Annotated in this window: 22 protein-coding genes; 12 read left to right on the plus strand and 10 right to left on the minus strand. The window is 45.6% G+C overall.

The window, feature by feature from the left end; genetic code table 11:
* Positions 1 to 144 precede the first annotated feature (144 nt).
* Positions 145 to 3,819: an exodeoxyribonuclease V subunit beta gene (recB, locus tag OO774_RS03440; protein ID WP_264906057.1), complete on the plus strand. Its 3,675-nt coding sequence runs from the start codon at positions 145 to 147 to the stop codon at positions 3,817 to 3,819.
* The gene (gene recD / locus OO774_RS03445; protein ID WP_264904709.1) at positions 3,819 to 5,978 is read left to right on the plus strand and encodes an exodeoxyribonuclease V subunit alpha; all 2,160 of its coding nucleotides are present in this window, start codon (positions 3,819 to 3,821) and stop codon (positions 5,976 to 5,978) included. The genes recB and recD overlap by 1 nt, the downstream gene beginning before the upstream one ends.
* An 87-nt stretch (positions 5,979 to 6,065) precedes the next feature.
* Here recD and OO774_RS03450 read toward each other — a convergent pair whose 3' ends face one another.
* Entirely contained in the window at positions 6,066 to 6,254 is a 189-nt protein-coding gene (locus tag OO774_RS03450; protein WP_264904711.1) for a hypothetical protein, read from the minus strand.
* 390 nt (positions 6,255 to 6,644) lie between these two features.
* A complete protein-coding gene (gene argA, locus OO774_RS03455) occupies positions 6,645 to 7,982 on the minus strand; it encodes an amino-acid N-acetyltransferase (protein WP_264904712.1) in 1,338 nt (445 codons plus the stop codon).
* 164 nt (positions 7,983 to 8,146) lie between these two features.
* Here argA and OO774_RS03460 point away from each other — a divergent pair, with 164 nt between their 5' ends.
* The 4 genes from OO774_RS03460 (at position 8,147) to csdE (ending at position 11,324) form a co-directional block, all read left to right on the plus strand.
* On the plus strand, positions 8,147 to 8,602 hold the full coding sequence (locus tag OO774_RS03460) for a DUF2850 domain-containing protein (protein ID WP_264906058.1): 456 nt from the start codon (positions 8,147 to 8,149) through the stop codon (positions 8,600 to 8,602).
* 237 nt (positions 8,603 to 8,839) lie between these two features.
* A complete protein-coding gene (gene mltA / locus OO774_RS03465; protein ID WP_264904714.1) occupies positions 8,840 to 9,943 on the plus strand; it encodes a murein transglycosylase A in 1,104 nt (367 codons plus the stop codon).
* A 102-nt stretch (positions 9,944 to 10,045) separates the two neighbouring features.
* Positions 10,046 to 10,855 carry a tRNA cyclic N6-threonylcarbamoyladenosine(37) synthase TcdA gene (tcdA, locus tag OO774_RS03470; RefSeq protein WP_263837336.1) on the plus strand — a complete coding sequence of 270 codons (810 nt, stop codon included), beginning with the start codon at positions 10,046 to 10,048 and terminating at the stop codon, positions 10,853 to 10,855.
* A gap of 22 nt (positions 10,856 to 10,877) precedes the next feature.
* Positions 10,878 to 11,324, plus strand: a complete 447-nt coding sequence (csdE, locus tag OO774_RS03475) for a cysteine desulfurase sulfur acceptor subunit CsdE (RefSeq protein ID WP_264904715.1) — start codon at positions 10,878 to 10,880, stop codon at positions 11,322 to 11,324.
* Between the two features lie 171 nt (positions 11,325 to 11,495).
* Here the strand turns inward: csdE and csdA are convergent, their stop codons facing one another.
* The 4 genes from csdA to OO774_RS03495 form a co-directional block, all read right to left on the minus strand.
* The gene (gene csdA, locus OO774_RS03480; protein ID WP_264904716.1) at positions 11,496 to 12,707 is read right to left on the minus strand and encodes a cysteine desulfurase CsdA; all 1,212 of its coding nucleotides are present in this window, start codon (positions 12,705 to 12,707) and stop codon (positions 11,496 to 11,498) included.
* Entirely contained in the window at positions 12,707 to 13,306 is a 600-nt protein-coding gene (locus tag OO774_RS03485) for a DJ-1 family glyoxalase III (RefSeq protein WP_263837333.1), read from the minus strand. Before OO774_RS03485 ends, csdA begins: the two co-directional genes overlap by 1 nt.
* Positions 13,303 to 14,193: a 2-dehydropantoate 2-reductase gene (gene panE, locus OO774_RS03490; RefSeq protein WP_264904717.1), complete on the minus strand. Its 891-nt coding sequence runs from the start codon at positions 14,191 to 14,193 to the stop codon at positions 13,303 to 13,305. The genes OO774_RS03485 and panE overlap by 4 nt, the downstream gene beginning before the upstream one ends.
* Before the next feature lie 109 nt (positions 14,194 to 14,302).
* Positions 14,303 to 15,094: an outer membrane protein OmpK gene (locus OO774_RS03495; RefSeq protein WP_264904719.1), complete on the minus strand. Its 792-nt coding sequence runs from the start codon at positions 15,092 to 15,094 to the stop codon at positions 14,303 to 14,305.
* 323 nt (positions 15,095 to 15,417) lie between these two features.
* Between OO774_RS03495 and OO774_RS03500 the strand changes: the two genes are divergently transcribed.
* The 4 genes from OO774_RS03500 to OO774_RS03515 are packed head-to-tail and all read left to right on the plus strand — an operon-like array spanning position 15,418 to position 18,654.
* On the plus strand, positions 15,418 to 16,014 hold the full coding sequence (locus tag OO774_RS03500; protein WP_264904721.1) for an LON peptidase substrate-binding domain-containing protein: 597 nt from the start codon (positions 15,418 to 15,420) through the stop codon (positions 16,012 to 16,014).
* Complete coding sequence (locus OO774_RS03505; RefSeq protein ID WP_264904723.1) at positions 16,011 to 17,369, plus strand: DUF4397 domain-containing protein; 1,359 nt, start codon at positions 16,011 to 16,013, stop codon at positions 17,367 to 17,369. Before OO774_RS03500 ends, OO774_RS03505 begins: the two co-directional genes overlap by 4 nt.
* Before the next feature lie 44 nt (positions 17,370 to 17,413).
* Complete coding sequence (locus tag OO774_RS03510; RefSeq protein WP_264904725.1) at positions 17,414 to 17,998, plus strand: RNA polymerase sigma factor; 585 nt, start codon at positions 17,414 to 17,416, stop codon at positions 17,996 to 17,998.
* Positions 17,995 to 18,654, plus strand: coding sequence for a ChrR family anti-sigma-E factor (locus OO774_RS03515; protein ID WP_264904726.1), 660 nt, complete (start codon positions 17,995 to 17,997; stop codon positions 18,652 to 18,654). Before OO774_RS03510 ends, OO774_RS03515 begins: the two co-directional genes overlap by 4 nt.
* A gap of 74 nt (positions 18,655 to 18,728) precedes the next feature.
* Here OO774_RS03515 and OO774_RS03520 read toward each other — a convergent pair whose 3' ends face one another.
* The 4 genes from OO774_RS03520 to OO774_RS03535 all read right to left on the minus strand — a co-directional run bounded on the left by OO774_RS03520 (position 18,729) and on the right by OO774_RS03535 (position 22,464).
* Positions 18,729 to 20,081, minus strand: coding sequence for an MFS transporter (locus OO774_RS03520; protein ID WP_264904727.1), 1,353 nt, complete (start codon positions 20,079 to 20,081; stop codon positions 18,729 to 18,731).
* Between the two features lie 70 nt (positions 20,082 to 20,151).
* Positions 20,152 to 20,697: a peptidylprolyl isomerase gene (locus tag OO774_RS03525; protein WP_264904728.1), complete on the minus strand. Its 546-nt coding sequence runs from the start codon at positions 20,695 to 20,697 to the stop codon at positions 20,152 to 20,154.
* Positions 20,697 to 21,266 carry a YajG family lipoprotein gene (locus tag OO774_RS03530; protein WP_264904729.1) on the minus strand — a complete coding sequence of 190 codons (570 nt, stop codon included), beginning with the start codon at positions 21,264 to 21,266 and terminating at the stop codon, positions 20,697 to 20,699. Before OO774_RS03530 ends, OO774_RS03525 begins: the two co-directional genes overlap by 1 nt.
* Before the next feature lie 43 nt (positions 21,267 to 21,309).
* On the minus strand, positions 21,310 to 22,464 hold the full coding sequence (locus OO774_RS03535; RefSeq protein ID WP_264904731.1) for a methyltransferase: 1,155 nt from the start codon (positions 22,462 to 22,464) through the stop codon (positions 21,310 to 21,312).
* Positions 22,465 to 22,730: 266 nt separating this feature from the next.
* Here OO774_RS03535 and bolA point away from each other — a divergent pair, with 266 nt between their 5' ends.
* Both bolA and OO774_RS03545 read left to right on the plus strand, forming a co-directional pair.
* A complete protein-coding gene (gene bolA, locus OO774_RS03540) occupies positions 22,731 to 23,039 on the plus strand; it encodes a transcriptional regulator BolA (RefSeq protein WP_264904733.1) in 309 nt (102 codons plus the stop codon).
* Positions 23,040 to 23,510: 471 nt separating this feature from the next.
* Positions 23,511 to 24,851, plus strand: coding sequence for a Na(+)-translocating NADH-quinone reductase subunit A (locus tag OO774_RS03545; protein WP_264904735.1), 1,341 nt, complete (start codon positions 23,511 to 23,513; stop codon positions 24,849 to 24,851).
* Positions 24,852 to 24,856 lie beyond the last annotated feature (5 nt).

Below are 24,856 nucleotides of genomic sequence, written 5' to 3' on the forward strand. Positions count from 1 at the left end.
AACGGTACGGCAGATGGATAACCGTGAGAAAGATCCCACAAAGCTCTAAATTATCCAGCTTGTTAAACATATAAATAGAATTTTTAACGATAGATCACACTTCTATCAGTTGATAATCCGGAGAGATTCAGCGTTATGGATCAAATGTCAGGTGCAGACTTACCTAACCATGCGTTAGATAAAACTGAACAACCTCAGCCAACGCCACTAGAAGCGATGACGTTCCCTCTACATGGTGCGAGGTTAATTGAGGCTTCAGCGGGTACGGGCAAAACCTTCACTATTGCGGGTTTATACCTGCGCCTTTTGCTTGGCCATGGTAGTGCGGAGACCAAGCATCGCGTCCCGCTTACCGTCGATCAAATTCTGGTGGTGACCTTTACCGAAGCGGCAACAGCGGAGTTGCGCGATCGTATTAGGGCGAGAATCCATGATGCGCGTATCGCTTTTGCTCGCGGACACAGCTCCGATCCAGTCATCCAGCCTTTGCTTAGTGAGTTCGACGATCACAAACAAGCGGCAGATATTCTTCTCCAGGCAGAGCGTCAAATGGATGAGGCTGCGGTCTACACCATTCATGGTTTCTGCCAGCGCATGCTGACACAAAATGCTTTTGAATCCGGTAGCCGATTTAATAACGAGTTTGTGACAGACGAAAGCCACCTTAAAGCTCAGGTAGTGGCTGACTATTGGCGACGTAACTTCTACCCATTGCCGTTTACTTTGGCGGGAGAAGTTCGTCAGTTGTGGGGGTCTCCATCAGCACTGTTGTATGACATCAGCAATTACTTAACAGGCGCACCGTTAAGCCTTTCTGTACCTGCAATGCAGGGCAATTTAGCTGATTTGCATACGGAAAATCTGAAAAAAATAGATGAGCTGAAAGCATTATGGCGTGATAGTCAGGATGATTTATTAGCGCTGATTTCGGACTCCGACATCAACAAACGCAGCTACAGCAAAAAATCGCTACCGACTTGGCTGGAGGTGGTGAACGCTTGGGCCGCCACCGAAACCACAGGTTACGATTATCCCGACAAACTGGAGAAGTTTGCGCAAAATATTCTCCTGGAAAAAACACCTAAAGGTAGTGCGCCGCAGCACGCTGTTTTTGCAGCGATTGAAACATTTCTTGCCAATCCAATCAGCTTAAAAGCGCCACTGCTGGCCCATGCGATTGAACACTGTCGCGTGATGTTAGCCAATGCGAAAAATCAAAAGCAGTGGCTCTCTTTCGATGACCTGCTGACTCAACTTTCTGCCTCTATCGATAGCGATGAAAGCGAGCTATTGGCAGAGCGAATTCGCACTTTGTATCCGGTCGCGATGATTGATGAATTCCAAGATACCGACCCGTTGCAATACAGTATTTTTAGTCGTATCTATCTGAACAACCCAGAATGCGGTTTGTTTATGATTGGTGACCCGAAACAGGCGATATATGGTTTCCGTGGCGCAGACATTTTCACTTATATTAAAGCGCGTAACCAAGTCAGTGCTCACTACACACTAGGCACTAACTGGCGTTCAAGTGCTGATATGGTACAAGCTGTGAACCAGGTATTTGCCTTGCCAGACAGCCCGTTTATCTATGATTCGGACATTCCGTTCTTGCCGGTTAACTACAGCCCAAATGCCGAAAAACGCATTTGGACCATGGGTGGTCAAAAGCAACCTGCTTTGACTTACTGGTTGCAAGAAGCAGACGATAAGCCGTTGCCGAAAGGCGAGTATTTGACTCGAATGGCGGAGGCAACCGCGAGCCAAATCCAAACGATTTTGACTCAGGCTCAGCTGGGGCAAGCGTGTCTGGTGAACGGTGAAAAAGAGAAAGCCGTTCAAGCTGGCGATATCGCGGTACTGGTTCGTACTGGTAGCGAAGGCCGAATGATTAAACAAGCGTTGGCTGATCAAGGCATTGCCAGTGTGTATCTGTCTAACCGAGACAGCGTGTTTACCAGCTCGGTTGCTCAAGATTTACAACGCCTTCTACAAGCGGTGTTGACTCCGGAAAATGACAGGGCGCTACGTGCCAGTCTCGCCTCTGAACTGTTTGCGTTGGACGCTGCCAGTCTGGATGCACTGAATAATGATGAAACCGTATGGGAAAACGCGGTTAATGAGTTCAAAGAATATCGCAAACTTTGGGTTCAACGTGGGGTATTACCCATGCTGCGAGCGGTGATCAGCAAGCGGCATATTGCCGAACGATTGTTAGAAGAAGGTGCAAGCTCACAAGGAGAAAATGGTGAGCGAGTACTTACCGATTTAATGCACATCGGTGAACTCCTGCAACAAGCCAGCAATGAACTGGACAGCGACCACGGGCTGCTGCGCTGGTTGGCTCAGTCTATCAGTGATGCGGAAAATGGTTTGGGCGGCAGTGACGACCAAATCCAACGTTTGGAGTCCGAGCGTAATTTGGTGCAAATCGTCACTATTCACAAATCAAAAGGCTTGGAATATGACCTTGTGTTTCTGCCATTTGTGTTCAGCTATCGAGAAGCCAGCGAAGCCAAATACTACGACGCCGCCAATGATCGCACTGTTCTGGATATAACCGGTAACGACGCATCAATGCAGCAAGCGGACAAAGAGCGTTTAGCGGAAGACTTACGCTTGATATACGTGGCACTAACGCGAGCTGTGTATGCGTGTTTTATTGGTGCCTCACCTTTGCGCAATGGCCGTTCGACCAAAGAGCCAACCGGTGTACACCGCTGTGCGATTGGCTATTTGATTCAAAATGGTCAAGAAGGTGGCATTAACGATTTGCACCAAGGTTTAGCAAAGCAACAAGACGAGCTTGATTGTGTCGTTTTAGGGGGGCCGCCTAAGCAGCTTGAAGAGATGTACGTCGCGCCACAAGAAAAGGTGTGTGATCTTAGCGCTAAAGAACTACAAAACCCTATCGACAGAAACTGGCGTATCACAAGTTATTCTGGCTTGGTCAAGCAAGGCTCTCATCACGCCGAGCATGATGCCACGATTGAGATTACGGGTTTTGATATCGACTCATCTGACGAGCAAGACGAAGCGGATTTGGTGGAGCCAGAGCGTTCTATTTTTACCTTCCCTCGTGGTGCGCGTCCGGGGACGTTCCTTCACAGCTTATTCGAGGAAATTGAGTTTACTCAGCCAGCCACGACGGAAGAGAATACCCAAATCATTCTCGGTTTGATGGAAAGTGAGCAGTTGGATGAAGAGTGGTTGCCCATTTTACAACAGCTGATTGATACTGTGCTTGCCACGCCGCTAGATGGTAAGTCATTGCTGCTTAATCAAAAAGCACCATCGCAGCGTTTGGTGGAGATGGAGTTTCTTCTGCCAATTGAAGTGTTGTCCGCTCCGGCGCTGAACCGTGTGATTCAACGACATGACCCATTGTCTGCCAAAGCGGGAGATTTAGGTTTCCAAACGGTTCAAGGCATGCTCAAAGGCTTTATCGACTTGGTGTTTGAGCATCAAGGCAAGTACTACGTGCTGGACTGGAAATCGAACCACCTTGGCGACGATGTGACGCATTATCATGGTGAGGCACTAAAATCTGCCATGGCGGATCACCGTTACGATTTGCAGTATCAGATTTATGCTTTAGCACTGCATCGATTTTTGCGCAGTCGGCTGGCTAATTATCAATACGATCAGCATTTTGGTGGCGTGTATTACTTGTTCTTACGCGGCATGGATGGGCAAAGCGATCACGGTATTTTTTCCGCCAAACCAACGTTAGAATTTTTACATGAGATGGATCGTTTGATTGATGGTCAAACACTGGAAACACGATCGACTCAGGCTGGGCAGATGGAGCTACTGTAATGACGACCAATCACAATCTTCCATCGAACCAAGAGAGCCTGCTGGGAACACTTGAACGCTTGGCACACAAAGGTGCGATTCGTCAGCTCGACTACCAATTTGCACGCTTTCTTTATGCTCAAACTGATGATGCGCAGAGTGAATCACAAACAGATGGTCAGGCATTAGCGTTTATCGCTGGTGTCGTCAGTAGTGAGCTTGGTAAAGGACATATCTGTTTGCCTCTCTTCGATACGCAAGGTCAGCCTACAGATTTGGCCAGTAAGTTGGGGCTGTTCGGTGAGGCCGCGTTAACGCTTAACGCTCAATTGCAAGCTATTGGCTGGTTCCAATTATTGCAAAGCTCAACACTAGTTGGAGCTCTGGGAGAAGCCTTACCACTAATGTTCGATGGTGAGCGTTTGTATTTACATCGTTATTGGCACTACGAAGTAACTCTGGCGGAAAAGCTCAATCAACTGGGCGCGGCGGTTAACTTACAGCCGCAAGAGTTTGCTCGATTATCTGAGCTTCTTCACCACCTCTTTGCGCGTCAATACCATTTTCTTTTTAACGCGGTTGCCAAAGCCACTGAAGCTGGGAATAGTAACCAAGTTCTGCGTCAGCAATTGGTGTGTGACCACCTTGATGTGGTCGCAAGCGACGCGTTGGATTGGCCAGCGATTGATGCACTTTTAAGCCAAGCCAATAAAGTTCAGGACTTACAACCTCTGGATGACCTCGTGCCACTTTCTGCTTGTGTAAACTGGCAAAAAGTCGCGGCCGCAGTCGCGCTAACCCGTCGCTTTGCGGTGATTTCTGGTGGACCGGGAACTGGTAAAACGACTACGGTAACCAAATTGCTTGCCGCGCTGATAGAGCAGGCCGCACAAGAGAAGAACCTAACCATTAAGCTGGTGGCTCCGACGGGTAAAGCGGCTGCACGATTGACTGAGTCGATTGGTAAAGCAGTGCAAGAGCTACCTGTTTCTCCTGAGTTAAAAGCCAAAATTCCGACTGAATCGAGCACTTTGCATCGTTTGTTAGGTGCGATTCCTAATAGCGCGGAGTTTCGTCATAACAAGCAGAACCCGCTGCATCTGGATATTCTAGTGATAGATGAAGCGTCGATGGTTGATTTACCCATGATGTACAAAGTGGTCGATGCATTACCCAAGCATGCTCGACTCATCCTGCTTGGCGATAAAGATCAGCTCGCCTCGGTAGAAGCAGGGGCAGTGTTGGGTGATATTTGCTCGTTCCACGCTTTGGGTTATGGCAAAGAGCAGGCTTCGGCCATCGCAAAGCTGACTGGTTTTGACACCTTGGCTCACAGTAGCAACAGTGCGTCGAGTATTGCAGACAGTCTGTGTATGCTGCAAAAAAGTTACCGATTTGATGCGCGCTCGGGGATTGGTCAATTGGCAAAAGCGGTGAACTTGGGTTCTGCTGCCAGTGTTGACAGTGTCTGGGCGCGAGATTTTTCTGATATCGAGCATTTTGCTCTGAGTAGTGAAAACTACAATCAGATGATGCAGACGTTAGTTCAAGAATACGGCCGTTATTTAAAGCGTATCAGCCAAGCCGAAATCGATCCAAATACCGGAGAGTCTGAATATTTAACCCGAAAAGCCAAAGCGGTGTTAGATACCTTCAACCAGTGCCGACTGCTTTGTGCGGTTCGTGAAGGTGACTTCGGTGTAGCAGGGTTAAACCAGCGTATAGAGAAAGCACTTGCAGCGCGTAAGCTGATTCAGGTGCAGGATGAGATTTGGTATCACGGCAGACCTGTGATGGTTACGCGCAATGATCACGGATTAGGTTTGTACAACGGTGATATTGGTATTTGTATGCTTGATGACAGCGAGGAAGAGCCGCGATTAAAAGTGTTTTTCGAACTACCAGATGGCAGTGTGAAATCTGTATTGCCAAGCCGGGTGCCAGAGCATGAAACGGCTTACGCCATGACGATACATAAATCACAAGGCAGTGAATTTGATTACACCCTGATGATTTTGCCACCGGACTTCAGCCCGATTTTAACCCGCGAATTGATTTACACAGGGATAACCCGAGCCAAGAAACGGTTAGCGCTTTATGCTGAGCTGAATGTGCTTAAACGAGGAATAAAGGTGAAAACAACGCGAGCCAGTGGATTGGTGCAGCGACTAGCTAACTAAAAACTAAAAGACCGAGCATTAAGCTCGGTCTTTTACCAGTCTGGATCAGTAAATGGTCAATTTATTGACCCAGGTTAATGGTGTTATTTATCCGCGTTTGGTAAACGCGTTAGTAAACGACACGCTTCGGATTTTATACTGCTTCTGGTGGGAAAGGATAAAGTTGCGAATAGAATCATTTACTGGGAACACACAGTGCACGTCTAATCCTTCTAAAAACTGATGGTCAGCCATATCCCAGAAGCTTTGAAGTGAATTACAAACGATGGTTCTCATAACAGTGCTCGTCTCGGCTTATTAAAAGTCAGATCAACAACTGTCCTTGATGTGTAATACCGGGTTAGCTAGTTACTCAGTACCTGGCATTTTAGGGTGAAGGATGCATATAGTCCAAGTTGTCACTCATCTTGAGTTTATCTGGCTATATCATCACCTAGATCCATTAATTTTGGTTAAAAACCAATCACTAGAGGTCGGAGTATAGCCAAGCATTTGTATATTGAAAAGGTAAAAATGGAACTAATGTCAATGTAATGCATTGCACATTATGTCGACAATCTGGCTGGTCGCATAAAACTATTATTCCTGGAGGGGAAGCAACAAAACCTGAAAACATTCAGGTTTTGTCATCGAGATGGTTACAAGTAGCGTTGTTAACGTTTAGGACTATAAGTCCAGAGCTAAGATTTTTGATTTACGCTGGAAGTTGTATAAACCTTGCTTCGCTCCCGGTAAGTAATCGACACTCACTTCGTAGAACCCTTGTTCTCTGAACCAATGCAGGCTGTGTGTAGTCAGGACGAAAATCTGATTGATGTTCTCTGATTTTGAACGGTGCTTCATATAATTCAGTAAGAGCAAACCACGGTTGCCGTCGCGGTAATCTGGATGAATCGCCACACAAGCCATTTCTGCTTTACGTTCTTCAGCGTATGGATATAAGGCCGCGCAACCAATGATCAATCCATCTTTTTCGATGATGGTGAATTTACCAATCTCTTGCTCTAATTGTTCGCGCGAACGTCTGACTAAAATACCTTGTTCTTCCAATGGACGGATTAAGTCTAAAATGCCGCCAATGTCGTCGATATTGGCCTGGCGGACTTGCTCTGCGCTCGCCATCACGACTTGAGTACCAATACCATCGAAAGAGAACAGTTCCTGAATTAAGGCACCGTCAACTTTATAGCTGATCAAATGGCTGCGTGGTACGCCCGCACGACAAGCTGCAATCGAGCCTTTCAAGAAACGTAGCGTACCTGTGTAGTAGTCTGAATCTGGTGAGCTTTTTTCTGTCAGGGTTTTGATAACATGCTCTGCCTCGATAGGAAGTAGTTCCGCAACAGCATTGCCGTTGTCATCAATGACACCTTGTTCTGAACAGAAACCGATCAGTTTGTCCGCACCTAATTTAATCGCAAGCTGTGTGGCGACCTCTTCAGAAAGTAAGTTAAAACACTCACCTGTGACGGAGCTGGCGATTGGGCCAAGCAACACAATAGAGCCTTGATCCAGAGTGCGGTTAATCGCATCAGTATCGATGCGGCGAATGCGTCCACTGTGGCAGTAGTCGACGCCATCATCGACCCCCAGAGGCTGAGCAATAATATAGTTGCCAGATACCACACTTAGCTCTGTACCCGCCATTGGCGTATTGTTCAGGCTCATGGAAAGGCGTGCAGTAATCGCTAGTTGCAGTTGTCCTGCGGCTTGCATAACTACTGATAAGGCATCTTCATCAGTAATTCGGATGTGTTTGTGGTATGGCGTAGTAAGGTTTTGTTTTAGCAATAATTGGTTAATTTGTGGACGCGCACCATATACCACAACCACTTTGATGCCAAGGCTATGCATTAACGCAATATCATTGATAATGTTGCCGAAGTTGCTGTGGGCGACCGCTTCTCCACCGAGCATGATCACCATAGTTTTACCACGGTGTGCATTTACATAGGGGGTTGATTGGCGGAACCCTTTAACGAGTGCGGTACTACGAATTTTCACTACAGCCATTCCTTGTGTTTATTTATGCTTAAATAATGTCTTTTTATTCAGTTAATATCAAGGCTAATTTTTTGGAATAAAGGACAAATATATAGATAGTCTTCCTTTGGGGACAAAAGGAGGAAGGATAAAATACATCGACCTTTCCGCTATCATTGGTTGCCATCTCATCAACCCTAAACAGGAATGTAAAGATTACTACTCAGTCCCAAGCCATCCCATCAATAAAGTCTAAGTTTCGCAAAGGATTAGAGCGTTTTCTTATGCTTACTACAGCAGTTGGAGCCGTTATAGTAGGCATGCTCTATAGTGACTTGTTCTCCCGGTATATCAATCCATCTGTACCAAAATCAGCCATTTATGGAAAGTGGATCGAGCAGGAAGTCGCACCTTATGCTCGTGAGGTGTTTGTCGTCAGCGAAAGAGGTGTCACGATAAATGGATCTACGGTTGCGACCGATTTTGAATTTGATGGACATTCATTTTCTTATAGGTTTGGGTTGAGTGTTCGCCGCTTTGAGTTTATCGGACAGCAACACACAGAAATGAAGTTAGATGCTAACGCGTATTACCGACCTATTTTTCGTTTAGAAGGGAGTCCAAACATCGAACTGCGTTAAACGCATATTGGTTGCCATTGTTATTTAGCGCCGTTAAGTGAACGTAATTTCAAACATTGTCTGGACAATTGTGTATTTGCTCTCCTGCTATCATAATGTTAATACGAAACTAATTGTATTAAATGGCAGCAGGTAGAATTACTGACTTAGTTTTGAAACACTTTGACGCCGCTTTTCAATTGCGTTGCCTGTCTTTGTTTGCCATCCTTTTACTATCTTTTATTACGGAATAATTACGTGCTAAAAAAAGTCCTTCCTATTGTTACTTTGAGCCTACTTTTTGGTTGTGCTCAAAAGAATGATCTTGCCCAGCAATATGTAGATGGTGAGTTTCCTCAAATCCTCAATAAAGTGGATGTGGTTGAGTCGAATAAACCTCGCGACTTTACCGAGTTCAACAAGCAGGTTGAACAGGTTGTGATGAAGTCGCCTTCCATGGCGAAGATGTACCAACCTCTTTATCACAGACTCAGTGAGTGGGCTCAGCAAAGTGGCGACACCAGTGTTCTTAGTGCTTACGGTATTCAAGCTGCGCAACTTGGTGGTGGCGACAAGAAAGGCAACGTATTGTTCACCGGTTATTTCTCTCCGGTGATGGAACTGCGTCATCAGCCAAATAACATCTTTAAATATCCAGTCTATGGCAAGCCTAATTGTTCATCTAACTGTCCGACGCGTGCCGAGATCTACGATGGTGCATTAGATGGTAAAGGTCTGGTGTTGGGTTACGCGCCTAACCGCATCGATCCATTTATGATGGAAGTACAAGGCAGTGGTTACGTACATTTTGAAGATGATGACACGTTGGAGTACTTTGCGTACGCAGGAAAGAACAACAAAGCCTACGTCAGTATCGGGCGAATTTTGATTGAGCGCGGTGAAGTGCCACGTGAAGAAATGTCGATGAAAGCGATTAAAGATTGGGTGATGGCTAACGATGAGGCGACCGTTCGTGAGCTGCTTGAACAGAACCCATCTTACGTGTTTTTTGCCCCTAAATCAGAAGCACCAGTGACAGGCTCGGCAGGCATTCCGTTATTACCAATGGCATCGGTAGCGGGGGATCGTTCAATCCTGCCTATGGGAACGCCGGTTCTGGCTGAAGTCCCACTACTCAATGCGGACGGAACCTGGAGCGGTGCACATCAATTGCGCATTCTGTTGGTACTCGATACAGGCGGTGCGGTGAAACGTAACCACTTGGATTTGTATCATGGTATTGGTGCAAGAGCGGGAATCGAAGCCGGGCATTACAAACACTTTGGCCGTGTGTGGAAGCTAGGGTTGGAAAACACGCCGACGCAAGCGCCTTGGGCTTTGTCACCAGAAAAGATACAATAGTGGATTGATAAGAGAGAGGAACGTCCTCTTGTCTAGACTTTTTCTCAAAGAGTGCGTATAAATCGCACTCTTTGTTTTTCTATCGATCATCTGGATTTCAATATGCGCGAACTCGATACTCCGGCCTCTGACAACTACAATCAACGCTTTGGCGGCACTCGTCGTCTTTATGGTAACAGCGAAGTCGAAATTCTTCGTGCTGCGCATGTGTGTGTGATTGGTATTGGTGGTGTTGGCTCGTGGGCAGTAGAAGCACTTGCACGTAGTGGTATTGGTGAACTGACGCTGATTGATATGGACGATGTGTGTGTGACGAATATTAACCGTCAAATCCACGCCATGTCAGGTACTGTTGGCCAAAGCAAAATTGAAGTGATGGCAGAGCGCGTTAAGCTGATTAACCCAGAATGTAAGGTGAATCTGATTGATGATTTCATCACGCCAGACAACCAGCATGAATACCTGAGCAAAGAGTATGATTACGTGCTGGATGCGATCGACAGTGTGAAAGCAAAAGCTTCTCTGTTGGCTTACTGCCGTAGTAACAAGATTAAAGTAATCACTACCGGTGGCGCGGGTGGTCAGGTCGATCCAACACAAATCATGGTGGCGGATCTGACCAAGACGATTCAGGATCCACTGGCTAAGAAGATTAAAGACACCTTGCGTCGTCATCATAACTTTCCAAAGAATCCTGCGCGTAAATTCGGCATTGACTGCGTGTTCTCTACCGAGCAGCTAAAATACCCACAAGCGGATGGTTCAGTCTGTGGCGTGAAGTCTACGGCGGAAGGTCCGAAACGAATGGATTGCGCAAGCGGATTTGGCGCGGCAACCGTGGTGACTGCAACATTCGGCTTTGTCGCGGTTTCACGCATTGTGGAAAAGCTGATCCAAAAGTATAAGAAGTAATAACACAGAGAAGTAGGGCATCATGACTGACTTTCCAGTTTCACCATTTGGTTCAGAAATAACGAGTGATGATATCGTCGCGACGATGCAGCAATTTAAAGGTTGGGAAGATCGCTACCGTCAGGTTATCCAATGGGGGAAAAAATTGCCTCAAATGCCTGAGGAGCTGAAATCTGACCAAGTCACAGTATCAGGCTGTGAAAGCTTAGTTTGGCTGGTTAGCAAGCAGCAGGATGGCGTTTGGCATTTCTGCGCGGATTCTGATGCACGTATTGTCCGTGGTTTGATTGCTTTGGTCATGGCGGCGTATGACGGAAAAACCGCTGAGCAAATCCAAGCGTTTGACATCGATGCGTATTTTGAACAGTTAGGTTTGATAGCCCATTTGAGTCCATCTCGTGGCAACGGGCTGAAAGCGATTGTTGAAGAAATAAAGGTCCTAGGTAGAAAAGAAGGCTCTAGGTCCTAGAAAAAAAGGAATACAGAGCGCTTCGCTTACGGATTACAGAATACGGGTTGAACTGTCTGTACTCCGTATTTTGTAATCCAAAACAGCAAACATCGATGCCAACATTGGAACACTGAAGCCTTGAGTATCACGCCTAAGACCTAGGATCTTTTCTTTTCCCTAGTCCCTTCCTTACAACATATCGACCGCTTTCTCGACTGCTGCAATCAGCCTCTCAACATCTTCTTCCGTGTTATAAATACCAAAAGAGACGCGTACTGTTCCTTTAACCTTAAGTGCATCCATTAACGGGTGGGCACAATGGTGTCCCGCACGTACAGCGATACCTTGCTGGTCGAGCAGCGTCGCGATGTCTTGATGATGCACACCGTCCATTACAAACGTCAGTACCGATGCCTTCGGCTGGTAACCAAGGATGCGGATATCATCCAATTGGCTAAGTGCTTGATAGGTTTTGTGTTGTAGAGCATGCAGGTGATCTTCGACTTCTTGGTGATCAAACCCCTGATACCACTCAATCGCTTTTGCGAGAGCTATCGCGCCAGCGACGTTCGGAGTGCCCGCTTCGAATTTTCCGGGTAGCGCAGAAAAGGTGGTTTTCTCAAACGACACTTTTTCTACCATTTTTCCGCCACCGTGCCATGGAGGCATGGCTTCTAGTAGCGCTAACTTGCCGTAAAGCACGCCAATCCCGGCTGGGGCATAAAGCTTATGACCGGAGAAAACGTAAAAATCGATGTCCAGTTCAGCAAGGTTCAGCTGCTCATGCACGATACCTTGAGCGCCGTCCACCACGACAACCGCACCGAACTGATGCGCCAGGGTGGTAATTTCTTCGATGGGCTGACGCGAACCGGTGACGTTAGTGATTTGTGCACACGCCACAATCTTACAGCGTTCAGACAACAGCGACTTAAATGCTTCCAAATCAAACTGACAATTGGAAGTCATTGGCACTTTAACGACTTTTGCTCCGGTCTGCTCAGCAACAATTTGCCATGGCACGATGTTGGCGTGATGTTCCATCTCGCTGATCAATATCTCATCGCCTGCTTGTAAGTTACTACGAGCATAGGTCTGAGCGATCAAATTGAGCGCTTCTGTCGCTCCGCGTGTCCAGATGATTTCTTTTGAACTGGCCGCGCCGATAAAACGGGTGACGGTTTCACGAGCCGCTTCGAACTGGCTGGTGGCGTTGGCGGTTAAGCTGTGACTGCCACGATGAACGTTAGCATTTTGAGCACTGTAATAATGACTGATAACGTCAATCACACATTGAGGCTTTTGCGTGGTTGCAGCACTATCAAGGTAGACCAAAGGCGTGTCATTAATTGACTGATTTAAAGCGGGAAACTGCTTACGGACCGCATTGACGTCAAACATTACTCTTCACCAATTTTGTGATAGTGCAAAGTCGGAATGGTCACCATAGGTTCGGCGATAGTCCACGCATGTTTTTTGCCGGAGAGCTTAATGATCACTTCCATCGCAAATTCTAACGCTGTTCCCGGCCCCTGACTGGTGATCAGGTTATGGTTAATATCGATAGTCACGCGTTTGCTTCGCCAGTTCGCTTCAGGAATGTGTGACTGGAAACTTGGGTGACAGGTCATTAGCGCTTTCGGGAATAGATCATGATGTTGTAGCACCAACGCTGGAGCTGCACAGATAGCCGCAACCAGTTTTCCTTCATAAATATGTTGTTTGAGGATTTCTATCATGACCGTGCTGTCGCGAAACACTTCCGAACCGCCGACACCGCCCGGCAGGGCAATGACATCAAACTCGTCATCGGCGATATCGACCAGTTTGCAATCCGCGGTTAGCGTGACGCCACGAGAAGCTTTCATCGTTAAAGCCCCATCGAATGCTGCACTGGCTACAGTCACGTCATATCCAGCTCGAACCATCATATCGATGATGGTCACGGCTTCCATTTCTTCGGTACCTGGAGCGATAGGTACTAAGATTTTTACACTCATTGTTCTGTCCAGCTTTTTTCTATCTGTTTAATGCGTTGGTAAAGACTGAGATTCTCAGGTATCTCGATGTGGTGTTTCTCTGCAGTTTGCAATAAATAACCAGTAATAAAGTCGATTTCGGTGCGTCGCTGGTGGTAAACATCCTGTCTCATCGAAGAGTAATTCTCAGCGGTAGCATTGACGACTTGCATGATAACCCCAAACAAATTGTCGAACTCAGTATCGAGCCCTTCTTTATTCATTACCTCAACCAATTCACGCGTAATGTTTCTCAGCGTATCCTGAAACTCCTGCTGTGCAAGCGCGCCATTTTTGTATTGATGGATAGCGGTTAATGGATTAATTGCACAGTTGATAGCGAGTTTAGTCCACAATGCTGCATTGATATTTGGGTTCCATCCCACTTCAGGTAGGGCGTGATGCATTACTTCCTGCAAAAACTGACACTGTTCGCCCAAATTATTGAAGCCGCCTAACTGTGTGTTGCCATGACCTGTATGCAACACTTTTTGTTTGCAAGGTTTGTAGGCACCGTGAGTCGTGGTCGCTAAAACGATCGGATTGTTCTTAAGCGTTTCTGAAACGCGTTGTGCGGTTCCCATGCCGTTATGCATGAGCATCACGATTGTGTCGGGATGAAGATGTTCAAGCAGAGGAGAAATGGCTTCTTCGACTTGCCACGCTTTGACGGTCACCACAATCAAGTCAGCACTTTTTACACAAAGAAGGTGATTATTTAGGAAAGTGTCACTGACTGAGTCATCAAGTTGCAACGAAAGCTGAGTTTCCGAACTTCTGCTCCAAAGAGACACATTATGTCCTGCTTGCTTTAATTTTGTTGCCCAGAGTGAGCCGATAGCTCCGGGACCTAAGATGACAATATTCACCAAACGCTCTCAATAAAAAGGTTTGCTGCAAGGATAATGAGGGGAAAAAGGAAAGCAAATAAAAAATGGCGCCAATCGGCGCCATTTCTGAAGAAACTTGTTGGTTCTATTAGAACTTGTAAGTTACCGCTACGTAGTGACCGAAACCAGTAGAGTCTACGCCGCTAGTATCTTTGATACCGTAGATGTTTTTGAAACCTTTCAGACCGTAACCAACTGCAAAGCGGTCAGAGTGCCAGTATAGGCCGTTGAACATTGCGCCGCCGTAGCTAGAGCTTGCGTACTCATCTTTCATACCAAATTGCCAGTCGATGTAACCTTGGTAAGAGATGAATGAACCGTTCTCGAAGAAGTAGAATGGTTTGAACCAGTTGGTTGCAAAGTGGTAACCGTTCCAGTCTTTATCGTTGCCGCTGTAGGTTCCGTATAGGTTTACACCTACTTTACCAAGCCATGGAACCATAACATCAGAACCTAGACCGATTTTCTGATTGTTTACACCAGAGTTACCACCCCACTCGATAAGAGATGCAACGTAAAGCTCTTGAACTGGACCGAAAGAAAGATCTTTACCAGTTAGTGCGTCAAGAGACATACGTGGCGCGAACTTCATGAACATCTTTTCAGCGCCAGCTTTATCACTGCCTGGATCTGACGTTAGGTTGAATACGTCAACGTAACCGTAAAGATCGAAGATACCAGAGCGACCGCCAAATTCCATTTCTAGGTAGTCATGGTTTGAGCCATCAGGAAAACCAGGAAGTTCGTTAAATGCACCCATAAGGTTGAACTGCATCCACTTGTAATCGTTTTTGTGGATATCGCCGTCAGAGTAATCAGCTGCCATAACTGGAGCTGAAGTAGCCGCTAGAAGGCCAAGAGCTAAAAGTGATTTACGCATAAGGGGACTCTCTATGTTTGTAATATTTCAGAATAAGCAATCTGTGCTGCGTTTTCCTAGTGGCGGGAATAATAGCGATAATAATCCCAAAAGAAAGTGATAAGAGGTGCAAAATAAAACCTTTTTAGTGATCAATGTCACAAAGGTGTTCTTATTTACGGAACTTTTTGTTTATTGCATTTTATTGCATTAAATGTGTGATTTGGATCGTTTGCGTGGCGATTTTCGCGACTTTTTAAGCCAGTCGATTAACCAACACAAACCGTTAGTGATCGGAGTGAGCAGAGTTTCGTAATAATCATTGAACCAAAGAGGACTTATTGATGAACGAAGTTATGTTATTTCCACTTACTTCAGTTGTACTTCCTGAAGGCAAGATGAATCTACGTATTTTTGAGCCTCGTTACATACGCATGGTGAAAGAATGCTGTTCAAAAAATATGGGATTTGGCGTCTGTCTGGTAGGTAACGGCGGCGATCCAAAAGAAGTTGGAAATGTTTCTTCGATAGGTTCGCTAGTTCGTATTGTTGATTTTGAAACATTAAGTGATGGGCTTCTAGGAATCACGGTGGTTGGTGAAAAGCGCTTTAAAGTACAGCGCCTTAGAGCAGATGATGATGGTTTACGACATGCAGAAGTCGAGTGGATGGCTAATTGGGCTGATAACGGTGAGCTGCACAGCTTTGAAGGTTTAAGTCAACAGTTGGCTTGCATTTATGAGGAGTTTCCTCAACTTGGGTCACTTTATGAGCATCGCTTTTATGATGACCCGGCTTGGGTTACCCAGCGCTGGCTCGAGTTATTGCCGTTGGATTGTCGTCTGTTCGAACAGTTGGTGGGAGCAGAGGATTGTCTGCCAGCATTGCAGTTTTTACATCAAGCACTTGAAGCCCCTACAAGCAAAGAGGCACGGTTATGAAACAAACAAAAAAAGCGTTTCTGGTCATGGTAGCATCTGTGGGATTGGCTGCGTGTGATTCAGATAGTGACTCCATAGAGTACTCCAATGTTCAGGCTGTACATGCATCATCTGATGCGCCATTGGCGAATATTTGGATAAACGACAAAGCAACGCTCACAGGTGTTGATTATGGTATTGGGTCTGGATACTTGAAGGTTCGCGAGGGCAGTAACTCAGTGCAAGTCGATGTGCAGTTGCCGGGAAGTGAAGTCGCAACCGTCGTGCCAAGAACCGTGCTGGATCTCGATTCCGATCTTAAATACAGTATTTTTGTCGTGGGGGATGCCGATGGGAATCCAAATCCTGTGGAGCCACTTATTGTGACACGTAGTACTGAGTCAATGGCGGATGAAAGCAGCTTAGACGTTCAAGTTGTACACGCCGCTTCTGATGTTCCAGCGGTGGACCTTTATGTTACTGAGCCTGGGGCTGATTTATCTACAGCAATGCCTGTGACAAACCTTGCCTATAAAGCTTCAACGGACGTGCTTAATATTCCTGCTGGTGATTATCAAGTCAGGTTAGCGGTTGGGGACGATGTTGTGTTTGATTCTGGAACGCTGTCATTAGCGGGAAATACTAACTTAACTGTCGCTGCTATTAAAACAGGAGACTCCAATAGTTCTTCGCCGGTCAAATTGCTCGTTTTAGACGGTTCGGGATCTTCTATAATTCAGGATACAGGCAGTCAGGCTGAAGTTCGGGTTGGACACCTCGTCGACGGTGCACCAGTTGTTGATGTGAACGTAGATGGTGCTCCGTTTGCACCGCTTGCTGATTTAGCCTTTAAAGAAATCCGAGGATATCTGGATCTTGCTCCTCAGTCGTACGATGTAGATGTTTTTGTCGATGGCACGACCACAGACCCCCTTTTTAGTGTTGACGATTTAGCTGTGGAAGGTGGTATGGATTACAGTATCTATGCGGTAGGTGTGGTAAGTCCTGCTATAGCTATTGAGCCGTTAGTCGTTGAGGATATGAGAAGAGCAGTGGCGACCAGTGCTACATTAAATCTGACTCATTCGGCGGCAAATCCGATTGCTGAAAAGGTCGATGTTTATCTAACGACCACTGCCGGAATAGATGGCAGTGATCCAACTATTTCCAATTTTACGTATAAAGAGAGTCTGCAAGGACTTTACGTGGAGGAAGGAACCTACTATGTCACCGTAACTGTAGCGGGGGACCCTAACACTGTTGCAATAGATTCGTTACCTGTGGATCTGATGAATGGTGTGGTCTACCAAGTCGTTGCGATAGACGATGGCAATAATGGTGGTTTCAACCTGTTAGTCAATGACATCACAGACTAGGACAGAGTGGGAGGAGGCAACTCCTCCCAACAATAAGGCCGATTATGATGAGTGATAGCCAACAAAAACTGGGACGGCAGGAATGGAACGCGTATATGGACCAAATCAAAGCGCGAGACAAAGACGCCTTTGCTTTTGTTTTCCAATTTTATGCACCCAAATTAAAGCAATTCGCCTATAAGCACGTTGGGAACGAGCAAGTCGCGATGGAAATGGTTCAAGAAACCATGGCGACAGTTTGGCACAAAGCTCACCTGTACGATGGAAAGAAGAGTGCTTTATCAACGTGGATTTACACAATTATTCGCAACTTGTGTTTTGACTTACTGCGGAAACAAAGGGGCAAAGAGTTACATATTCATTCTGATGACATTTGGCCTTCTGAATACTACCCACCAGATCTCGTTGATCACTATTCTCCAGAGCAAGATATGTTGAAAGATCAGGTGGTGAAATTTTTAGATACATTACCAAAAAATCAAAGAGACGTGTTGCAAGCGGTCTATCTTGAAGAGTTACCACATCAACAAGTGGCAGAGCTATTTGATATCCCTCTTGGTACGGTGAAATCGCGTCTGAGACTTGCAGTAGAAAAATTAAGACATTCAATGCATACGGAGCAATTATGAACAAACATCCAGATAACAAATTGTTAGAAGCGTACGCTTCTGGCAGCATTGATGCGGTTTCTGGTCTTGTCGTCGCGACGCACTTAGAAACATGCTCCAAATGCCGGGACTTTGTCAATCGGGTAGAAGCAGAGCAAGCAAATGTCGTCAGTGATCTCCCTTGTGGTTATATTCCTGAGTTTGATGAAATGTTCAATAACATCGTAACAGCCCCTTCAATGACAGATAGTGTCATTATCAGAGACTCAGCAAAAGTGTCAGTGGCGGGTAAAAGCTTTGAACTACCGAAAACCTTGAGCCGCTTTTCCGATCTGGTTGGCTCATGGAGAAGTTACGGTGGCAAAGTATACAGTGCTCAGATAGATTTTGGTGAAGATGCCAGAGTAAATCTAATGTACATCAGTGAAAATGTGCAAATTCCTCAGCATACGCACAAAGGCATAGAGTCAACCTTAATACTTCATGGCGGCTTTAGTGATGAAGATGGTGAATATGAGGAAGGCGATTTAATGATACGTGATGGCTCTGTTAAGCACAGTCCGTACACAAAAGTAGGGGAAGACTGCTTGTGTCTTACCGTGCTCACTGAACCGATGATATTTACTCAAGGTGTGGCAAGGATCTTCAATATGTTCGGTAAGGGCCTTTACCCCTAAGGTCGCTGAGATTGCTAACCATGCTGTATTTAAAAGAACCACCGATATGCGGTGGTTCTTTTGTTTGTTGTTGTTTAGTGTTTGTGGCGCGCTTTTTCCAACAGGTCATCAAAGTAGTGACGTAAGGAATACAGCATGATCAAGCTTGGTATCACCATAACCGCTGTCAGGATGAAGAATGTACTCCAGTCATTAAGGTAATCTACTAACTCGCCACTGAATGAGGCCAGTGTGGTTCGTCCAAAGTTACCCAGAGACGCCAGTAAAGCATATTGTGTCGCTGAAAATGCTTGCCCGGTCAGTAAGGTTAAGAACGAGACAAACGCCACGGTAGAGAACGCAGTGGTAAAGTTATCGACAATAATAGTGGCTAAATATAGGTGCTCATTGGGGCCCACGGAAGCAATCCATGCAAACATCAGGTTGCTTGCTGACATGGCGATACCCCCAATCATCAGGCCACGAACCAGGCCAAATCTTACATTGAACATACTGCCTACTAAGGTAAAGAATATCGTCGCACCCCAACCGATTAACTTGGAGTAGTAGCCAATTTGTTCGTTACTAAAGCCGATATCTTTGTAGAACGCAATCGACATCCGGCCTAAGAAGGCTTCGCCAATTTTGAACAAGAACACGAATAACAATAAGGTTATCGCGACGCGCACCCCATTTCGGTTGAAGAAATCAAGAAACGGTTCGATAACGGTCACCGTAATCCAAGCGACTAACCTTGACCCTACCACCTCTTTGTGACGTTGTTCGGCTTCAGACTGTAGCTGATCACGTTGTGTTTTTGGCTCACCGACTAATAGCGTAAACACCATTAAAATAACTACGATAAGTGCCATACCGTAGTAAACGCCATTCCAGCCGATACTATCGGCATTAATAAACGCTAAATAGCCCGGTAAGGAGTAGCCAGTCCACCATCCAATCACTGCCATCGCCGATGCCTGAGGCAGTTTAGAAGCTTCTGATTTTGGAAAGGTATCAATACGAAAAGCGTCGATGGCGATATCTTGTGTTGCCGATGCTGTCGCAATACACAGGGCCAAAAGTGAGGCAAAAGCCAGATTTTGTGCAGGATTTACATCTGCAATTAGAATAGTGGCGACAAGCACGATACTTTGGCAAAAGAAAATCCAACTGCGTCGCTGCCCAAGCAAACGGTACAACAGTGGTAGCTTTAGTCGGTCGACAAGAGGCGCCCAGAGAAAGTTAATCGCATATACCGCAAAGACGCTACCAAAATAACCAATCGCAGACAGAGTTAAGCCTGCATCTTTAAGCCACCCAGACATATTAGAGCCGATCAATACCCACGGGAAACCGCTTGAGCATCCCAGCATAAAGACCCATAACAAACGTTTATCGAGGTAACTTTTTACCGTTTCCAACCAAGTGATGGAAGGCAATGAAGACATAGATTAATCCAATAAATGACGCCGTTGAAAGAGAAAACCCTTCGAATATTCAAAGGGTTTACGATTGTGGCTATTTGAGTAATGTTGCTTTATTAATGACGATTTGAGTTTCTGGTACGTCACGCATTCGGCCCGATGAAGAGGTTGGCTGTTTTGCCATGTTCTGGATGACTTCGAAGCCTTCGGTCACCTGCCCAAAGACCGCATAACCCGGTGGTCGAGCCGCGTAGTTGAGAAAATCGTTATCCACCAAGTTAATGTAGAATTGGCGAGTCGCAGAGTCAGGAGCATTGGTTCGAGCCATCGCGATGGTCGCCTGGTCGTTCTTTAAGCCGTTATTACCTTCATTTTTGATAGGCTCGTAGGTATTAACCTTTTGCATTTGTTGGTTGAAACCGCCGCCTTGTGCCATAAAACCCGGTATTACGCGATGGAAAATAGTGCCTTCGTAGCTGCCATCTTCGACATATTTAAGGAAGTTAGCCACCGATATCGGCGCTTTATCTTCATTTAACTCAACCGTAAATGAGCCTAATGTTGTTTCAAATGAGACTTTAGGACCGGCCCAAACGCTACAACTGAGTAGTGCCAGAGAAAGAATAGCTTTGCGTATCATTAGAATCGCTCCTGCATATAATTGCGAAGTTCAGGGTCGTTGGCGATTTCTTTCAGAGTCAGGTCAATAACATCATTTAATGTTTGTTCGATATCAGAGTCTGAAGCGCTGAACGTACCGGATCGCTTTGCACTACCTGTGTACGTTTTTACTAGTCGGCCTTGTGGGTTTTCTGCGGTAATTTCTAACACAACTTTAGCACTCATTTCCTTTTCCATGACCGAATGCTTCACGTTGACGAGGGCTTCTTGAACTTTAAGCTCAACCGCATTGTTACTGTTGAGGTCTGAATGAAACCCTTGAGATGAGAACTGTTGCTCTAAAGCTTGTTCCAGAGTGATGCGTAAGTTCTGCTTCGCGTGGAGAGGAAGAATATTTGAGCGACCATTGTCTACCAATGCAACGTATTGAGCAGCACGTACATCTTTACTGGTCAAGCTATAGGTTTTGCCTTGTACAATAGGATTGGTGCTGAGTGTGCTTTCAGGCATCAGGTTTAGTTGTACCTGTTGAGGGGCTGAACAGGCAGCCAAAAACGCAACTGAAGCCGCGAGTAGCAATTTTTTCATTTGAATATTCCTTGTAAAAATTTTTGCTCAGTACGGAGCTTTATTATTTTGCGTTCAATTTAGCAGGATTTTTTGTTGCCTGTAAAATCACGAACTTATTGTTAGACGCGACAAGTTTCACATTGTTGGCACCAAATAGACGTTTGAGCTTCGCATCGTAGCCGAGGTGTCGATTACCTATGACAAGTAACTGTCCACCTTTGTTCAATACTTGTTTTGAATCGCAGAACATCTGCCATGCGATGTGATCAGTGATGGCTTGCTGTTGATGAAATGGCGGGTTACACATAATTAAAGAGCAACTATCGTGTTCAAAGCCATCTAAGCAGTTGTTCGCGATGCATTGGATATCACGCCCTTCGCCTAGGTTATCCAACAGGTTCTGCCTGGCTGACTCCAGCGCCATAAAGCTTTCATCGACACAAGTCAGGCGAGCATTCCGGTTTAGCTGACCTGCTTTCACGGAGAGTACGCCGTTACCACAACCTAGATCGATAATATGAGTGATAGAAGCATCTTGAGGAAGATGCTGCAGCATAAATCGGGCACCTAAGTCTAAACTTTCGCCTGAATATACATTTGGCATGTTTTTGAGCTGAATAGTCTCACCATCTACATTCCATACAGTAATAGGATCAACGTCGACAATGGGTTGTGCATTAGCTTGGGAGAAAACCAGACGGTGCTTTTTCCAGGCGAGAGAAGTTTTCGTTGCGCCTAAATGCTTTTCGAAAAGTTTGAGCGTCGAAGTATGAATCTCTTTGACTTTATTGACGGCAATAACAGGGCATGATTCAGGGAGCCCTTTTCTTAGCTGACTGAGTATCCAAGTCAGGTGACGATTGCTTTTGGGAAGTTGCAGCAGAACCAAGTCAGCATCTGCTGGTATTTCGTCCATCGTGTTAAGAAACGTCACTCCTTTACATTGATTGTCTTCAAGATTCTGCTGAGCGCCTTTATGTGAAATAAAGGAGTCACTCATTGACGTCACATAATGTTTTTCTGAAAACCAGCAAGCCAACGCGCCAAAGCTGTCGTTGATAATCACAATGTGTTGCTTATCGGCTAGTGCCAGCTCTTCCACATGATTAATCAGATACTCATCACCTGCGTCCCAAGCTTGCAGTGTTTCGTTGGAGCGCAAAGGGTAGCGATGAAGCGTTAGGCTTCTGCCATGGAGGTTCAATTCGGTTTTCATAAGTAAAGGTAGGTTGATTCAATAAACTAGGGATTATTGTCGCAAATGATGGCAAGCGTAGATACAAAAAGCTGTTAAATTTTGAGTTTACTTGTATTTGCATGACTCATAGGCTCAGTCTGGAATCAACTCTGAGTTTTAAACTATTGCGTCGATTAAGGTTAAAATTTAATTTTAGACTTATACTTCAACATCGAGAGTTGGGTGCTGCAAGTTACCGTGAGTTGGGTATATACTTATGAAATTCGAATCGATGAGGAACGAATATGATCCAAGAAGTCATAGAGAAAAAGCTGCATAGTGAGTTGCAACCCAGCTACTTAAAGGTGATCAATGAAAGCTACATGCACAATGTGCCGCCGGGCTCAGAAAGCCACTTTAAAGTCATTGTTGTTAGCGACTCGTTTGCTGGTCATAGACTGATTGGCAGACACAGACAGGTTCATCAAATTCTTGCGGATGAGTTAGATAATCACATTCACGCCTTAGCGATTCATACTTACACCGATGAAGAGTGGAAGAGTGAGCAAAACGGCGCGCCTGACAGCCCTATGTGTGTCGGTAGTGGTCGTTAAAGCCGTTTAAAATAGAGTTTAGAAAGATGGTTTAAACCATCTTTTTTTTCGTTTTTCCAAGCGTAAGACTAAAGAATAGAGCAAGGTCGGTGAAAGAAATTACGTTAACAGTGTTTCAACATATGAATGAAAATCAAAGATTGTTTCAGCCGGTGAATGTTGTTTCACCATACGATATATGTGGAATATTGTATTTGTGCGATTGGTCAAAGTTATGAGTATTCTTTGACCTTTTAGACCTTATTCCACCTAAATAACCGCTCTATTCTTAGGATTGGTCATGGCATCAAGTTCCTAAAAAATGCTAGAATATTGCACCTGAGAAATCTCGGCCATTTCCTGTAACGAGATTTTTAATAGGATGTTGCGATTTTAGTGTTTAAAACAACACTGAAACCGGACACTAATGTCGTGTCTAAAAGTTACGCAATCAAAAGAATCTTTTTCCCGATAAAAGTAGTGCAAGTGCGTATGATTACAATAAAGAAGGGCTTGGATCTTCCTATCGCAGGAACTCCATCCCAGGTGATTAATGATGGTAAGACCATCAAAAAAGTCGCCTTGCTTGGCGAAGAGTACGTTGGCATGCGTCCAACCATGCATGTCCGCGTTGGTGATGAAGTGAAAAAAGCGCAAGTTCTTTTTGAAGACAAGAAGAACCCTGGCGTGAAATTCACTGCACCAGCAGCCGGTAAAGTGATCGAAGTTAACCGTGGCGCTAAACGTGTCCTTCAATCTGTAGTGATTGAAGTGGCAGGTGAAGAGCAGGTGATATTCGATAAGTTCGAAGCCGCTCAACTTTCAGGTCTGGATCGTGAAGTGATCAAGACTCAACTGGTTGAATCTGGCCTATGGACCGCTTTACGTACTCGTCCGTTTAGCAAGGTTCCAGCAATCGAGTCTTCAACTAAAGCGATTTTCGTAACTGCAATGGATACTAATCCACTCGCAGCTAATCCTGAGTTGATAATTAACGAGCAACAAGAAGCATTCGTTGCTGGTCTAGACATTCTTTCAGCCCTGACAGAAGGCAAGGTTTACGTATGTAAATCTGGCACCAGCTTGCCACGCTCTTCCCAGTCAAACATTGAAGAACACGTCTTCGATGGCCCTCACCCAGCAGGTCTTGCTGGCACCCACATGCATTTCCTATACCCAGTAAATGCTGAAAACGTGGCGTGGAGCATCAACTACCAAGACGTTATTGCGTTCGGTAAGTTGTTCCTCACAGGTGAACTTTACACTGACCGTGTTATTTCTCTGGCTGGTCCAGTAGTAAATAACCCTCGTTTAGTTCGTACGACACTAGGTGCTAGCCTAGACGACGTGACAGACAACGAGTTAATGCCAGGTGAAGTTCGTGTGATTTCTGGTTCTGTACTAACTGGTACTCATGCAACTGGTCCTCACGCATACCTAGGTCGTTACAACGTTCAAGTGTCTGTTCTACGTGAAGGTTATGAAAAAGAGCTTTTCGGCTGGGCGATGCCTGGTAAGAACAAGTTCTCAGTAACTCGCTCATTCCTTGGTCACCTATTCAAAGGTCAGTTGTTCAATATGACAACCACGACCAATGGTAGTGATCGTTCAATGGTTCCAATTGGCAACTACGAGCGCGTATTGCCGCTAGATATGGAACCTACTCTGCTACTTCGTGATCTATGTGCAGGCGATACCGACAGTGCAGCAGCACTTGGCGCGCTAGAGCTAGACGAAGAAGACGTAGCATTGTGTACCTTTGTTTGTCCTGGTAAGTACGAGTACGGTCAGCTACTTCGTGAATGCCTAGATAAGATCGAGAAGGAAGGGTAATTTTC

The organism is Vibrio sp. STUT-A11 (assembly GCF_026000435.1).
Lineage (GTDB): Bacteria > Pseudomonadota > Gammaproteobacteria > Enterobacterales > Vibrionaceae > Vibrio.

Bases quoted from the DNA above. Each gene is read 5' to 3' on its own strand.
- OO774_RS03450 (WP_264904711.1), bottom strand. From the start codon at position 6,254: ATGAGAACCATCGTTTGTAATTCACTTCAAAGCTTCTGGGATATGGCT.
- OO774_RS03485 (WP_263837333.1), bottom strand. From the start codon at position 13,306: ATGAGTGTAAAAATCTTAGTACCTATCGCTCCAGGTACCGAAGAAATG.
- recB (WP_264906057.1), top strand. From the start codon at position 145: ATGTCAGGTGCAGACTTACCTAACCATGCGTTAGATAAAACTGAACAA.
- csdA (WP_264904716.1), bottom strand. From the start codon at position 12,707: ATGTTTGACGTCAATGCGGTCCGTAAGCAGTTTCCCGCTTTAAATCAG.
- OO774_RS03535 (WP_264904731.1), bottom strand. From the start codon at position 22,464: ATGAAAACCGAATTGAACCTCCATGGCAGAAGCCTAACGCTTCATCGC.
- OO774_RS03500 (WP_264904721.1), top strand. From the start codon at position 15,418: ATGAACGAAGTTATGTTATTTCCACTTACTTCAGTTGTACTTCCTGAA.
- OO774_RS03520 (WP_264904727.1), bottom strand. From the start codon at position 20,081: ATGTCTTCATTGCCTTCCATCACTTGGTTGGAAACGGTAAAAAGTTAC.
- tcdA (WP_263837336.1), top strand. From the start codon at position 10,046: ATGCGCGAACTCGATACTCCGGCCTCTGACAACTACAATCAACGCTTT.
- OO774_RS03545 (WP_264904735.1), top strand. From the start codon at position 23,511: ATGATTACAATAAAGAAGGGCTTGGATCTTCCTATCGCAGGAACTCCA.
- OO774_RS03495 (WP_264904719.1), bottom strand. From the start codon at position 15,094: ATGCGTAAATCACTTTTAGCTCTTGGCCTTCTAGCGGCTACTTCAGCT.
- OO774_RS03515 (WP_264904726.1), top strand. From the start codon at position 17,995: ATGAACAAACATCCAGATAACAAATTGTTAGAAGCGTACGCTTCTGGC.
- bolA (WP_264904733.1), top strand. From the start codon at position 22,731: ATGATCCAAGAAGTCATAGAGAAAAAGCTGCATAGTGAGTTGCAACCC.
- OO774_RS03525 (WP_264904728.1), bottom strand. From the start codon at position 20,697: ATGATACGCAAAGCTATTCTTTCTCTGGCACTACTCAGTTGTAGCGTT.
- recD (WP_264904709.1), top strand. From the start codon at position 3,819: ATGACGACCAATCACAATCTTCCATCGAACCAAGAGAGCCTGCTGGGA.
- OO774_RS03505 (WP_264904723.1), top strand. From the start codon at position 16,011: ATGAAACAAACAAAAAAAGCGTTTCTGGTCATGGTAGCATCTGTGGGA.
- OO774_RS03510 (WP_264904725.1), top strand. From the start codon at position 17,414: ATGATGAGTGATAGCCAACAAAAACTGGGACGGCAGGAATGGAACGCG.
- csdE (WP_264904715.1), top strand. From the start codon at position 10,878: ATGACTGACTTTCCAGTTTCACCATTTGGTTCAGAAATAACGAGTGAT.
- OO774_RS03530 (WP_264904729.1), bottom strand. From the start codon at position 21,266: ATGAAAAAATTGCTACTCGCGGCTTCAGTTGCGTTTTTGGCTGCCTGT.